The following is a 13,754-nucleotide window of genomic DNA, read 5'->3' as shown; positions in this document are numbered from 1 at the left end:
TTATTTTTCTGCCAGAAATGGCATGGGGCGGTTTATATCTTATACAGCGGATCGCTTGCGCGACCAGCAGTTAACTCACTGGCCTGCATCCGCACTACGTCCCACAGCGCCTGGGCTGCAGTCGATAAAGAACGATTTTTACGTCGTGCCAGCATCAATTGTCGTTCCACAACCGGCGTCAGGCGTTTTACCTGCAAATGGCTGCCCTGTGGCAGAGGAAGCGCCAGCGCGGGCAGTACGCTGATACCAATGCCTGCCTCTACCATTGGAAACAACGTGGCCGGGTGACCAATCTCCTGAACAATATTGGCATCAATCGAAAAGTGGGCCAGCGCCGCATCGATCAGCGGTCGACTGCCGGAAGCGTAATCCTGTAGCACCAGACGATCATGATAGAGATCCTGCCAGTTGACCCATTCCCGCTGGGCTAACGGATGATCCTGCCGACACAGCAACAGAAAAGGTTCGGACAGTATGGCTTCACACTGCAGATCGGTCACAGCACCAGGATCAATCACAATGCCAAAATCGACTTCTCCCTGGCGAATGCTTTCCAGCACCCACTGCTGTGGCCTGTCGTGCAGCACAAAATCGATCGCAGGATAAAGCTGATTACTCTGGGCAATACACTGTGGAATCAGGTGTGCGGAGATCGTCTGGCTGGCGGCAACGCGCACCGTTCCGGTTAACTGCGTCCCCACCTGGCCTGCTTCACGCAGGGTGCTGTGCAGTTCATCCAGAATACGTTCCAGTCGCGCCGCCAACTGATGCCCGGCTTCTGTCAGTACCACTTCTCGTGTTGTTCTATCTAATAATCGGACGCCCGTCTGCCCTTCCAGCTCTTTAACGCTATGGCTGACCGCCGACTGGCTTAAGCCAATGATATCCCCCGCCCGGCTAAAACTTTTAGCCTGAGCGACGGTAACAAAGATACGGAGCTGACGCAGAGAGTAATTCATCTATTCGATTCATATATGGATGCAATAAATCAATTTTATTTCTCAAACGGAAAAACGCAAAATGTTCCTACCGAATTTCAGGAGCTTTTATGAAACTATTTCGTATTCTTGATCCGTTCACGATAACGCTAATTACTGTCGTTTTACTGGCTTCCTTTTTCCCGGCCGAGGGCGGTTTTGTCCCTTTTTTTGAAGGCTTAACCACCGCCGCCATTGCCCTGCTGTTTTTTATGCACGGGGCAAAGCTGTCGCGTGAGGCCATTATTGCCGGCGGTAGCCATTGGCGTTTGCATCTGTGGGTCATGTGCAGCACTTTCGTCGTCTTCCCGGTATTGGGTGTTCTGTTCGCATGGTGGGCACCGGTTAATGTTGACCCGATGCTGTATACCGGTTTCCTGTATCTGTGTATTTTGCCGGCCACGGTGCAGTCGGCCATCGCCTTTACATCGCTGGCGGGAGGTAACGTCGCCGCCGCCGTGTGCTCCGCTTCGGCCTCCAGCCTGCTGGGTATTTTCCTTTCACCGCTGCTGGTAGGCCTGGTGATGAATATGCACGGCGCGGAAGGCAGCCTGGAGCAGGTGGGGAAAATTATGCTGCAACTGCTGCTGCCATTCGTGTTGGGACATCTTTCACGTCCATGGATTGGTAACTGGGTATCACGACATAAAAAGTGGATCGCCAAAACGGACCAATCCTCCATTTTACTGGTGGTGTACTCTGCCTTTAGCGAAGCCGTGGTTAACGGGATCTGGCACAAAGTGGGAATCGGCTCACTGCTGTTTATCTGCGTGGTCAGCATCGTTCTGCTGGCCATTGTGATTGGCATAAACGTTTTTGTTGCCCGGAAATGCGGCTTCAATAAAGCCGATGAAATCACCATTGTCTTCTGCGGTTCGAAAAAGAGCCTGGCGAATGGGATCCCAATGGCAAATATTCTGTTTCCGACTTCGGTGATTGGCATGATGGTGCTGCCTTTGATGATCTTCCATCAAATTCAGCTGATGGTCTGCGCCGTGATGGCCCGTCGCTACAAGCAACAGACGGACGCATTGCAGGCGCAGCAGAAAAGCCGCGCCGCAAAGGCTTAAAGCGGGCGTTTCAGGGGCTGCACCAGTTGCGTCAGCCCCTCAGTTTTAATCAGCAGCGTGATTTGCATCAGCTCGCCCAGTTTACCCGCCGGGAATTCATCCTTACGGGCAAACCACAGCAGATACTCTTCCGGGACATCAATCAGCCGACGCCCCTTATATTTGCCAAAGGGCATCACGGTGTTGGCGATTTCAACCAGCTGCTCTTTTTCCATCTCAGGCACCCAGTAAGCGGATCATTTCAGCTTCATCAATCACGGTAATACCCAGTTCCTGCGCTTTTGCCAGTTTCGAACCCGCCGCTTCGCCGGCAATCACCAGATCGGTTTTCTTCGACACGCTACCGGCCACTTTTGCGCCCAGTTCGGTTAATCGTGCTTTGGCGTCATCACGCGACATCAGGCTCAGGCTTCCGGTCAGCACCACCGTTTTGCCCGCGAACGGGCTGTCGATTTCCTCAGCGTTGATAACCACCGGGGCGGGCCAGTGAATGCCCTGCGCCAGCAACTGGCCTATCACCTCGCGGTTGCTCTCTTCGGCAAAGAAATTAAACACGTGCGTCGCGACCACAATGCCAACATCCGGCACTTTTTGCAGCTCTTCAACAGAGGCCGCTTCCAGCGCATCCAGAGTGCCGAAATACGCCGCCAGACCTGCGGCAGTGGCCTCGCCGACTTCACGAATGCCCAGCGCGTAGAGGAAACGGGCAAACGTCGTTTCTTTCGCTTTTTCCAGCGCATTCACCACGTTTTGCGCCGACTTTGGCCCCATCCGATCGAGTCCGGTGAGCTTGCCTGCCGTCAGGGTGAAGAGATCTGCTGGCGTATGGACATACTCTTTCTCCACCAGTTGATCGATAATTTTGTCGCCCATACCGTCAACATCGAGCGCGCGGCGGGAAACAAAGTGTTTCAACGATTCCTTACGCTGGGCGCCGCAAATCAGGCCGCCGGTACAGCGAGCGACCGCTTCGCCTTCCACACGTTCAACATCAGACCCACACACCGGACAGTGCTGTGGAAACACGATTTCACGCGTCTCTTCCGGGCGCTCGGAAAGCACCACGTTGACCACCTGCGGGATTACATCGCCCGCCCGGCGAATAACGACTTTATCGCCAATACGCAACCCCAGACGATCGATTTCATCGGCATTATGCAGAGTGGCGTTACTGACCAGAACCCCGGCAACCTGAACCGGCTCAAGGCGAGCAACGGGCGTAATCGCCCCGGTACGTCCGACCTGAAACTCAACATCGCGAACAAAGGTCATCTGCTCCTGCGCCGGAAACTTAAAGGCCACCGCCCAGCGCGGCGCGCGAGCGACAAAGCCCAGTTGCTCCTGCAACGCCATGGAGTTGACTTTAATCACCACGCCGTCAATATCGAAGCCCAACGTCGGTCGGTCTTCTTCAACCTTATGATAGTAAGCGAGTACTTCCTCCGGCGAGTCACACAGCGCTACCCTGTCGCTTACCGGCAGTCCCCACTCTTTAAATTGCAGCAGACGGCCGAGGTGAGTATCAGGCAGCGCGCCGCCTTCCAGCACACCAACGCCATAGCAGAAGAAAGTAAGCGGTCGCTTCGCCGTGATACGGGGATCAAGCTGGCGTAATGACCCGGCGGCGGCGTTGCGCGGATTAGCAAACACTTTATTGCCGGTGCGGCGGGCTTCTTCATTAATTTTTTCAAATCCGGCCTGTGGCAGGAACACTTCCCCGCGCACTTCCAGACGCGTGGGAATATTATCGCCACGCAGTTTTAACGGGATCGCGCGGATAGTGCGCACGTTAGAGATAATATCCTCCCCCGTGGTGCCATCACCGCGCGTTGCGGCGCTGACCAGTACGCCGTTTTCATACAGGATACTGACCGCCAGGCCGTCCAGTTTCAGTTCACAGCACCAGGTCAGCTTATCGGTGCTCTTCAGTCGGTCCTGCACGCGCTTGTTGAAGGCGAGAAAACTCTCCTCATCAAACACGTTATCCAGCGACAACATCGGCACTTCATGGCGAATCTGGCTGAACGCCGACAACGGCGCGGCGCCAACACGTTGGGTTGGCGAGTCGGGGGTAACAAGGTCCGGATGCTGCGCTTCCAGCTCGCGCAGTTCACGCATCAGGCGATCATATTCCGCATCGGGAATTTCCGGCGCGTCCATCACATGGTAGAGATACTCATGATGGCGAAGCGTGGTTCGCAGTTCTGTCAGTTGTTGTTCGATTGATTCCATATCGCACCATCAATGATAAAAAACCCCCGACAGGCGGGGGTTTAGCAAGGAAATGTCACGCCAGAAGAAAATCAGGCGTGAGATTCTTTAACTTCGCGGATGCGGTCCTGATATTCCCGCAGTTTCTGCGGCGTCATCATACGACGTTGATCGTCGAGCACCACACCGCCAACTTCATCAGCAATGTGCTGCGCGGACTGCAGCATCAGCTTAAAGTTTTGCAGCTCGTCCCCGTAGGACGGAACCTGCATAAAAATAGTCACGCCAGGCGTGCTGAAGTCGCCCGTCATCTCCGGGTCAAACGTACCAGGATTAACCATGTTGGCAAGACTGAACAGCGACGGACCGCTGCCATCCGGGCTCAGGTGACGATGGAAAATATTCATATCGCCAAATTTAAAACCGGCTTGCTGAATGCTGTTGAGCAGCACATCACCGTTGAGTTCGCTACCATGGTGAGCCGCGACGTTCATAATAATGACCGCTTCTTTACGCTGCGGTTTTTCGGCAACAGGCGCTTCTTCAACGACCGGCTCAGGCTGCGGTTGGTGTTCAACGACAGGCTCTGCTGGCTGGAAGGTCTGCGGCGCAGGTTGCGGAGCCTGCTGCACGGGCTGCTGAACCTGCGGAGCAACGGGCTGATGCTGTACCGGCTGTTGCACCGGTTGCGGCTGAACAGGCTGATGTTGCACAGGCTGCTGCGGTTGAACAGGCTGAGGCGGCTGCTGAACATGCGGCGGCTGTACCGGCGCTTGTGCAGGCTGCTGCGCGGTTTGACGCGGCTGAGCAGACGCATAAGGCGGCTGGTACTGGTGTTGCGGCGACTGAGGAGGAACACCATGTTCCTGCGCGTTACCGGGAGCATGATTCACACGATGAACGCGAACTTCGCCCACGCCTTCGTCTTCCTCGACGTTGTCGTCGAACGAATCCTCGTCTTCACGTTTAGACTTCATGCGTTTCAGTGGGCGATCGCGGAATATAGAAGACCGCTCTTTACGGCTAGTCCAAAAACCATGTACCAGTAAAGCGATTATGGCGATCGCGCCAACAATGATTAATATCAGACGCAAATCCTGCATCATTATATTCTCTGTTGTTCTAACACCTTGCCACCACGGCAAACATTTACTCACTAAGAGTATTTGTCGATTACGCCAAGTGCAAGTGCACTCTTGGCTTTCACGGCATAAAGATGAACAAAATTGTGCTTTTTGCTGTTTTTTCGAACATTTCCGAACAGCTTAACGCTCAACAACCCGGTAAGATACGCCAGGTTTACCAGAGCTTATATAACAAGGAGTATGTCCTGACCATGGTTTCATCATCTGCAGTTGTACCTCGCAGCGGCCTTTATTACTTTTCTCAGGGATGGAAGCTCATCTCCCAACCGGGCATTCGTCGTTTTGTTATTCTGCCTTTACTGGTGAATATCCTGTTGATGGGCGGCGCGTTCTGGTGGTTATTTAGCCAACTCGATAGCTGGATCCCTGCGCTGATGAGCCACGTACCTGACTGGCTTCAATGGCTCAGCTATTTGCTGTGGCCGATCGTTACCATTTCCGTACTGTTAGTGTTCGGCTACCTGTTCTCCACCGTCGCCAACTGGATTGCCGCACCGTTTAACGGTTTGTTGGCGGAGCAACTTGAAGCGCGCTTAACGGGCGCCACGCCGCCCGACACCGGCGTTCTCGGCATCATGAAAGACGTTCCTCGCATTATGAAACGTGAATGGCAAAAGCTGGCGTGGTATCTCCCGCGCGCCTTCGTGTTGCTGATCCTCTATTTTATTCCGGGCATTGGACAGACCGTCGCCCCGGTGCTGTGGTTCCTGTTCAGCGCGTGGATGTTGGCCATTCAGTACTGTGATTATCCGTTTGATAACCACAAGGTGCCTTTTAAGGAGATGCGCGTCGCGCTGCGCACGCGTAAGGTGACCAATATGCAGTTTGGCGCGTTGACCAGTCTGTTCACCATGATCCCGGTACTCAATCTGTTCATTATGCCGGTTGCGGTTTGTGGCGCCACGGCGATGTGGGTAGACTGCTATCGTGCTAAGCATGCGTTATGGAAGTAATGCAAAAATGTGTAAAAGCGGGCTGGCTTATGTCCGCTCTTATTCCATACTGCAAGGCATTATTTCCCATCAGCATATAGATATGCGATTTCCTTACTTCCCCATACTTTCTCAACAGGTATGCTGAAGCGGTATCCCAATTTCATACAGTTAAGGACAGGCCATGAGTAAGATTTTTGAAGACAACTCGCTGACTATCGGTCATACGCCGCTGGTTCGACTGAACCGTATCGGTAACGGACGCATTCTGGCGAAGGTGGAATCACGTAACCCGAGCTTTAGCGTCAAATGCCGTATCGGTGCCAATATGATTTGGGATGCCGAAAAACGTGGGGTACTGAAACCGGGCGTTGAGCTGGTAGAACCGACCAGCGGCAATACCGGCATCGCGCTGGCCTACGTTGCCGCCGCTCGTGGTTACAAATTGACGTTAACCATGCCGGAAACCATGAGCATTGAGCGCCGCAAGCTGTTAAAAGCGCTGGGCGCGAATCTGGTGCTGACCGAAGGCGCAAAAGGGATGAAAGGCGCGATCCAAAAAGCGGAAGAAATTGTGGCCAGCGATCCGGAAAAATTCCTGCTGCTGCAGCAGTTCAGCAACCCGGCCAACCCGGAAATCCACGAAAAAACCACCGGGCCGGAAATCTGGGAAGATACCGATGGCCAGGTTGATGTCTTTATTTCCGGCGTCGGCACCGGCGGTACGCTGACTGGCGTGACCCGTTACATTAAAGGCACCAAAGGTAAAACGGACCTGATCACCGTCGCGGTAGAACCGACCGACTCCCCTGTCATCACCCAGGCCCTGGCGGGTGAAGAACTCAAACCGGGTCCGCATAAAATTCAGGGTATCGGCGCAGGCTTCATTCCAGGTAACCTTGATCTGAAGCTTATCGATAAAGTCGTTACCATCACCAATGATGAAGCTATCTCTACCGCACGTCGCCTGATGGAAGAAGAAGGTATTCTGGCGGGGATCTCTTCCGGTGCTGCGGTTGCTGCCGCGCTCAAGCTCCAGGAAGATGAAACCTTTACCAATAAGAATATAGTGGTTATTCTACCGTCATCGGGTGAGCGTTATCTGAGCACTGCACTGTTTGCCGATCTCTTCACTGAGAAAGAACTGCAACAGTAATGCCAGCATGTTAAAAACGCGTAAAAAAGCACCCTTTTGGGTGCTTTTTTGTGGCCTGCTTCAAAGTTTCAACTCTCCTGGCATTGATTCAACCCGCAGGAACTGGTATTTAACCAAGCTAATTATTTTGATGCGCGAAATTAATCGTTACAGGAAAAGCGCTAGCTGAATCGATTTTATGATTTGGTTCAACTCTTCCTTTCGCTGCATAATGTTTAATGACGAACGAAACGTCAGCGGCAAGAAGTTGCCAACAACGGATTGTACCGAACTCCTTTTGTGTCGCGTCCAGTTTACGCCGATGCTAACAATACAGGCTAAAGTTGAACCGCCAGGCTAGACTTTAGTTCCACAACACTAAACCTATAAGTTGGGGAAATATAATGTTCCAGCAAGAAGTTACCATTACCGCTCCGAACGGTCTGCATACTCGCCCTGCTGCTCAGTTTGTTAAAGAAGCAAAAGGTTTTACTTCTGAAATTACTGTGACTTCCAACGGCAAAAGCGCTAGCGCCAAAAGCCTGTTTAAACTGCAGACTCTGGGCCTGACTCAGGGTACCGTTGTCACCCTGTCCGCAGAAGGTGAAGACGAGCAGAAAGCAGTTGAGCATCTGGTAAAACTGATGGCTGAACTCGAGTAAGTTCAACGAGTTCTTTTAAATATCAGTCACAAGTAAGGTAGGGTTATGATTTCAGGCATTTTAGCATCCCCGGGTATCGCTTTCGGCAAAGCATTGCTGCTGAAAGAAGACGAAATCGTCATTGACCGGAAAAAAATTTCTGCCGACAAGGTTGATCAGGAAGTTGAACGTTTTCTGAGCGGTCGTGCCAAGGCATCTGCGCAACTGGAAGCGATCAAAACCAAAGCTGGTGAAACGTTCGGTGAAGAAAAAGAAGCCATCTTTGAAGGGCATATCATGCTGCTCGAAGATGAGGAGCTGGAGCAGGAAATCATAGCCCTGATTAAAGATAAGCACATGACGGCTGATGCAGCTGCGCATGAAGTTATCGAAGGTCAGGCCACAGCCCTGGAAGAGCTGGATGATGAATACCTGAAAGAACGTGCGGCTGACGTACGTGACATCGGTAAACGCCTGCTGCGTAACATTCTGGGTCTGGCGATCATCGACCTGAGCGCGATTCAGGAAGAAGTTATCCTGGTTGCCGCAGACCTGACCCCGTCAGAAACCGCACAGCTGAACCTGAACAAGGTGCTGGGTTTCATCACTGACGCGGGGGGACGTACTTCCCACACCTCCATCATGGCGCGTTCTCTGGAACTGCCTGCCATCGTCGGTACGGGTAGCGTCACCTCTCAGGTGAAAAACGACGATTATCTGATTCTGGATGCCGTAAACAACCAGGTTTACGTCAATCCGACCAACGACGTTATCGAGCAACTGCGTGCCGTTCAGGAGCAGGTAGCGACCGAGAAAGCGGAACTCGCAAAACTGAAAGATCTGCCGGCAATCACGCTGGACGGACATCAGGTTGAAGTTTGCGCCAACATCGGTACCGTGCGTGACGTTGAAGGCGCTGAGCGTAACGGCGCTGAAGGTGTTGGTCTGTACCGCACCGAATTCCTGTTCATGGACCGTGAATCGCTGCCGACTGAAGAAGAACAGTTCGCTGCGTATAAAGCCGTGGCTGAAGCCTGTGGCTCTCAGGCGGTCATCGTCCGTACCATGGACATCGGCGGCGATAAAGAGCTGCCGTACATGAACTTCCCGAAAGAAGAGAACCCGTTCCTGGGCTGGCGCGCCGTGCGTATCGCCATGGATCGTAAAGAAATCCTGCGTGACCAGGTTCGCGCTATCCTGCGTGCCTCTGCTTTCGGTAAACTGCGCATCATGTTCCCGATGATCATCTCTGTTGAAGAAGTGCGCGCGCTGCGCAAAGAGATCGAAATCTACAAACAGGAACTGCGCGACGAAGGTAAAGCTTTTGACGAAAGCATTGAGATTGGCGTGATGGTGGAAACACCGGCTGCGGCAACAATTGCGCGTCATTTAGCCAAAGAAGTTGATTTCTTTAGTATCGGCACCAATGATTTAACGCAGTACACCCTGGCAGTTGACCGTGGTAATGATATGATTTCACACCTTTACCAACCGATGTCGCCATCTGTGCTGACGCTGATCAAGCAAGTTATTGATGCTTCTCATGCTGAAGGCAAATGGACTGGCATGTGTGGTGAGCTTGCAGGCGACGAACGTGCTACACTTCTGTTGCTGGGGATGGGTCTGGACGAATTCTCTATGAGCGCCATTTCTATCCCGCGCATTAAGAAGATTATCCGTAACACGAACTTCGAAGATGCGAAGGTGTTAGCAGAGCAGGCTCTTGCTCAACCGACAACGGACGAGTTAATGACGCTGGTTAACAAGTTCATTGAAGAAAAAACAATCTGCTAATCCACGAGATGCGGCCCAATTTACTGCTTAGGAGAAGATCATGGGTTTGTTCGATAAACTGAAATCTCTGGTTTCTGATGATAAGAAAGACACCGGAACTATTGAGATTGTTGCTCCGCTCTCTGGCGAGATCGTCAACATCGAAGACGTGCCGGATGTAGTTTTTGCTGAAAAAATCGTTGGTGATGGCATCGCTATCAAACCAACCGGTAATAAAATGGTCGCCCCTGTTGATGGCACCATCGGCAAAATCTTTGAAACCAACCACGCTTTCTCTATCGAATCCGACAGCGGCATTGAGCTGTTTGTTCACTTCGGTATTGATACCGTTGAACTGAAAGGCGAAGGCTTCAAGCGTATCGCTGAAGAAGGTCAGCGCGTTAAAGTGGGCGACCCGGTTATTGAATTCGATCTGCCGCTGCTGGAAGAAAAAGCCAAGTCGACCCTGACTCCGGTTGTTATCTCCAACATGGACGAAATCAAAGAGCTGATCAAACTGTCCGGTAGCGTGACCGTGGGTGAAACTCCGGTTATCCGCATCAAGAAGTAATTCTTGCCGCAGAGAAGAATGGCGCCAGATGGCGCCATTTTTTTATCTAACGGATGGCGGCGTTAAATTTGTGAGGTCATCGGCCGGTAACACGCCTCGCGCATCAGGATTTTCATCCCTTCCGGTCCGCTTTCCAGCATCCGCCTTTCGGAATCAGACACCAGCAGTTCACAATCATACCCACCCGCAATACCAAACATCGCCCGCGCTACACAAATGTCTTCCAGTGCCTCTGTGCCGCTGGTATCAAAATGCCCGACTAAACGTCCATGCTGACGAACCACCAGCCGATAACTTTTCATCGCGCCTCCCCTGCCGGTGGCAGAATTAATTCATCACAACCGCACTGATGCGTCCAGCTCATGACGTCCAGCACGCGCTGCGCGGCATCGTATGCTGCCGTAGTCAGCGCTTTCCCCAGCACAATGCCGCTCACCAGTTCAGCACAGAACAGATCGCCGGTGCCTTTTAAATCCGTCTTCACCCGCGGGTGAGCGAACACCTCAACCGTTTCAGCCGTCACTACCGCCACATTAATATTCTCTTCGCTATCGCCCGGCGCGCTGGTGATCACCACCCATTTCAGCGTGTCGCTAAGCAGAGATTTTGCCGCTGCGATTGCTTCATCAAGCGTACGACACGGCTTTCCGCTCAGCATTTGCAGCTCGAATACGTTCGGCGTCAGCCCCTGCGCCAGCGGCAGCAGATGCTGACGATAAGCCTCCGGGATTTCGGCTTTAACATACATACCGCTATCCGTATCGCCAATCACGGGGTCAACCAAAATGCACAGGTCCGGATGCGTGGCCCGAACGGTTTCCAGCCACTGTGCCAGCAAGGCGATTTGCTCCGCGCTGCCCATGTACCCTGTCGTCACCGCCTTTAGCTCGCGTAAGGCATCACGTTCGCTTAAGGCGCGCAGATAGCCGCTAAACCAGTCGGGCGGAATAACGCCGCCGTAAAAAGTTTCATAATGCGGGGTGTTACTGAACAGTACCGTGGGTACTGCCGTCACGCGTAATCCCTGCGCTTTAATGGCCGGCACAGCGATACTGTTGCCTACGCTGCCATATACCACCTGTGACTGGACGGCGACGATATCGGTCTGTAATGCCCGATGTTTGTCGTCGAAGAGCACTGACTGAATATCACTCTCCTGCTCCATAAATTTCTCCTCTCGCTGGACAGCGCGCTTACGCCTCATTATTATCGTCATATGCTAAAATCCATTTTGTCATAGGTCAATAATGATCGACGGAAAAACCGCTAACGAAATTTTTGACAGTATCCGTCAACATGTCGCTACAGGCACGCTGGTAGCGGGAGAAACGTTGCCGCCAGTGCGGGAACTGGCAACGGAATTAAACGTGAACCGCAATACTGTCGCGGCGGCTTACAAACGTCTGGTCACCTCCGGGTTGGCACAGAGTCTGGGACGCAACGGCACCGTGATTAAGGGGATTACTGCCCCCGTTGCGCTGGAAGGTGGGAACCCAGATACCCCACTAATCGATCTTTCCGGCGGTAACCCAGCCCCCTCACGGCTTCCTGACCTGAGTAGTTATTTCGCGAAGATAAATAAGAATCCGCGCTTGTACGGCGATGCCGCTGTATCACCTGAACTTAAGGTATGGGCATCACAATGGATGCAAAATGCCATGCCCGGCGAAGGTGAAATTGATATCACCAGCGGCGCCATTGACGCTATCGAGCGGCTGCTATGCGCCCATTTACTGCCCGGCGATAGCGTGACTGTAGAAGATCCGTGCTTTTTGAGTAGCATCAACATGCTGCGCTATGCCGGATTCTCCGCCAGTCCAGCCAACGTTGATCGCGAAGGCATGCTGCCGGACCAACTGGAACTCGCACTACAGAAAGGCGCGCGGGCGGTGATTCTGACGCCGCGCGCGCATAACCCGACAGGATGCAGTCTGAGCGCATCCCGCGCGGCGCAATTGCAGGAAATCCTGGCCCGCTATCCGCAGACGCTGGTGATTGTCGACGACCACTTTGCGCTGCTGTCCACTTGCCCCTGGTATCCGGTGATTGCGCAGGAAACCACGCACTGGGCGATAGTCCGTTCGATGTCGAAAACTTTAGGCCCGGATTTACGCCTGGCTATCGTAGCCAGCGATCCCGTCACTTCCGGGAAACTGCGTTTACGGCTCAACTCCGGCAGTCAGTGGGTCAGCCATCTGCTGCAGGATTTAGCCTGCGCCTGCCTGAGTGACGAGACATATCAACACACGCTGGCGCAAACGCAGCAGTTTTACGCCGTCCAGCAGCAAAAGCTAAATTCAGCTCTGCGCCAATATGGTATTGAACTGCCCGTCGGGGACGGTCTGAATCTGTGGTTACCGCTGGCAGATCACAGTCAGGCGATCGCTTTTGCGCTGGCAAAGTCCGGCTGGCTGGTACGCGAAGGCGAAGTGTTCGGCGTCAATACGCCTGCACATGGTTTACGCATTACGCTGTCAACATTAGAAGACAGCGACATTGATAAGCTGGCGGCTGATATTCATCAGGCGCTCAAGCGCTAACAGGAGAGAAAAAGTGCGAGTTCATTTTGTTATTCATGAGTCTTTTGAATCTGCTGGTGCGTACCTGCCATGGGCCGAATCGCGCGGCTATACCATCACCTGGTCACGCGTATACGCTGGAGAAGCGGTTCCCGCCAATGCCGATGGTTTCGATATGCTCGTCGTCTTTGGCGGCCCGCAGTCGCCCCGCACCACGCAGGCAGAGTGCCCATACTTTGACGCTCAGGCCGAACAGCATCTGATCAACCAGGCGATTACGGCACGAAAAATCGTGGTGGGGATCTGTTTGGGCTCGCAGTTAATTGGCGAAGCGCTGGGCGCGAAGGTGTGTCAAAGCCCGGAAAAAGAGATTGGCCACTATCCAATCACCCTTACCGAATCAGGCCAACAGCACCCGTTATTCAGCCATTTCGGCTCACCGCTTATCGTCGGTCACTGGCACAACGACATGCCAGGGTTAACCGACCAGGCGATAATTCTGGCCGCAAGCGAGGGCTGCCCGCGACAAATCGTGCAATACGGTAATTTCGTCTATGGTTTCCAGTGCCATATGGAGTTCACAGCTGATGCGATTGAAGGATTAATTCAGCACTCAGAGCAAGAGCTGGCCGAAGCTGAAGGGAAACGCTTCATCCGCCCGGTTGAAGAGATGCGCGCCTGGGACTACCAGCAGATGAATGAGAAGCTGTGGCAATTCCTGGATAAGCTGGTGCAAAAACGTAACGAGTAATCATCCCTGGCCGGATAAAACATTATCCG

General features: G+C 53.1%; 14 protein-coding genes. 8 read left to right on the top strand and 6 right to left on the bottom strand.

The genetic code is table 11. The features are described from left to right. Nucleotides 1-32: 32 nt before the first annotated feature. On the bottom strand, nt 33-959 hold the full coding sequence (locus tag ICA20_RS07295; protein WP_149282280.1) for a LysR family transcriptional regulator: 927 nt from the start codon (nt 957-959) through the stop codon (nt 33-35). Between the two features lie 89 nt (nt 960-1,048). Here ICA20_RS07295 and ICA20_RS07290 point away from each other — a divergent pair, with 89 nt between their 5' ends. After that, nucleotides 1,049-2,047: a bile acid:sodium symporter family protein gene (locus ICA20_RS07290; RefSeq protein ID WP_038642468.1), complete on the top strand. Its 999-nt coding sequence runs from the start codon at nt 1,049-1,051 to the stop codon at nt 2,045-2,047. Here the strand turns inward: ICA20_RS07290 and ICA20_RS07285 are convergent. The 3 genes from ICA20_RS07285 to zipA all read right to left on the bottom strand — a co-directional run bounded on the left by ICA20_RS07285 (nt 2,044) and on the right by zipA (nt 5,364). Next, nucleotides 2,044-2,262 (bottom strand): DUF3820 family protein, encoded by a 219-nt coding sequence (locus tag ICA20_RS07285; RefSeq protein WP_032944144.1) that lies wholly within the window; start codon nt 2,260-2,262, stop codon nt 2,044-2,046. The two genes, ICA20_RS07290 and ICA20_RS07285, sit on opposite strands and share 4 nt — an antisense overlap. Before the next feature lies 1 nt (nt 2,263). Next, a complete protein-coding gene (ligA, locus tag ICA20_RS07280; protein WP_038642470.1) occupies nt 2,264-4,279 on the bottom strand; it encodes an NAD-dependent DNA ligase LigA in 2,016 nt (671 codons plus the stop codon). A 71-nt stretch (nt 4,280-4,350) separates the two neighbouring features. Then, a complete protein-coding gene (gene zipA / locus ICA20_RS07275) occupies nt 4,351-5,364 on the bottom strand; it encodes a cell division protein ZipA (RefSeq protein ID WP_038642472.1) in 1,014 nt (337 codons plus the stop codon). Between the two features lie 230 nt (nt 5,365-5,594). Between zipA and cysZ the strand changes: the two genes are divergently transcribed. The 5 genes from cysZ to crr all read left to right on the top strand — a co-directional run bounded on the left by cysZ (nt 5,595) and on the right by crr (nt 10,455). Then, entirely contained in the window at nt 5,595-6,356 is a 762-nt protein-coding gene (gene cysZ, locus ICA20_RS07270) for a sulfate transporter CysZ (protein ID WP_069324501.1), read from the top strand. 163 nt (nt 6,357-6,519) lie between these two features. Beyond that, nucleotides 6,520-7,491, top strand: a complete 972-nt coding sequence (gene cysK / locus ICA20_RS07265) for a cysteine synthase A (protein WP_038642476.1) — start codon at nt 6,520-6,522, stop codon at nt 7,489-7,491. A gap of 383 nt (nt 7,492-7,874) precedes the next feature. Then, the gene (gene ptsH / locus ICA20_RS07260) at nt 7,875-8,132 is read left to right on the top strand and encodes a phosphocarrier protein Hpr (RefSeq protein WP_002913505.1); all 258 of its coding nucleotides are present in this window, start codon (nt 7,875-7,877) and stop codon (nt 8,130-8,132) included. A 45-nt stretch (nt 8,133-8,177) separates the two neighbouring features. Beyond that, on the top strand, nt 8,178-9,905 hold the full coding sequence (gene ptsI / locus ICA20_RS07255; protein ID WP_003038080.1) for a phosphoenolpyruvate-protein phosphotransferase PtsI: 1,728 nt from the start codon (nt 8,178-8,180) through the stop codon (nt 9,903-9,905). Nucleotides 9,906-9,945: 40 nt separating this feature from the next. Beyond that, nucleotides 9,946-10,455 (top strand): PTS glucose transporter subunit IIA, encoded by a 510-nt coding sequence (gene crr, locus ICA20_RS07250; protein ID WP_000522253.1) that lies wholly within the window; start codon nt 9,946-9,948, stop codon nt 10,453-10,455. Between the two features lie 62 nt (nt 10,456-10,517). On the opposite strand, the gene ICA20_RS07245 is transcribed toward crr, so the two are convergent. Continuing rightward, on the bottom strand, nt 10,518-10,757 hold the full coding sequence (locus ICA20_RS07245; protein WP_038642483.1) for a hypothetical protein: 240 nt from the start codon (nt 10,755-10,757) through the stop codon (nt 10,518-10,520). Further along, on the bottom strand, nt 10,754-11,620 hold the full coding sequence (gene pdxK / locus ICA20_RS07240; RefSeq protein ID WP_038642485.1) for a pyridoxine/pyridoxal/pyridoxamine kinase: 867 nt from the start codon (nt 11,618-11,620) through the stop codon (nt 10,754-10,756). The genes ICA20_RS07245 and pdxK overlap by 4 nt, the downstream gene beginning before the upstream one ends. A gap of 82 nt (nt 11,621-11,702) precedes the next feature. Between pdxK and ptsJ the strand changes: the two genes are divergently transcribed. Further along, nucleotides 11,703-12,995: a transcriptional regulator PtsJ gene (ptsJ, locus tag ICA20_RS07235; protein ID WP_038642487.1), complete on the top strand. Its 1,293-nt coding sequence runs from the start codon at nt 11,703-11,705 to the stop codon at nt 12,993-12,995. Nucleotides 12,996-13,008: 13 nt separating this feature from the next. Beyond that, the gene (locus ICA20_RS07230) at nt 13,009-13,725 is read left to right on the top strand and encodes a type 1 glutamine amidotransferase (protein ID WP_038642489.1); all 717 of its coding nucleotides are present in this window, start codon (nt 13,009-13,011) and stop codon (nt 13,723-13,725) included. Nucleotides 13,726-13,754: the final 29 nt, after the last annotated feature.

Origin of the sequence: Citrobacter sp. C5_2 (genome assembly GCF_014596845.2) — a bacterium.
GTDB classification, from domain to species: Bacteria; Pseudomonadota; Gammaproteobacteria; order Enterobacterales; family Enterobacteriaceae; genus Citrobacter; species Citrobacter werkmanii.
This window is presented reverse-complemented; position numbering and strand designations above follow the sequence as displayed.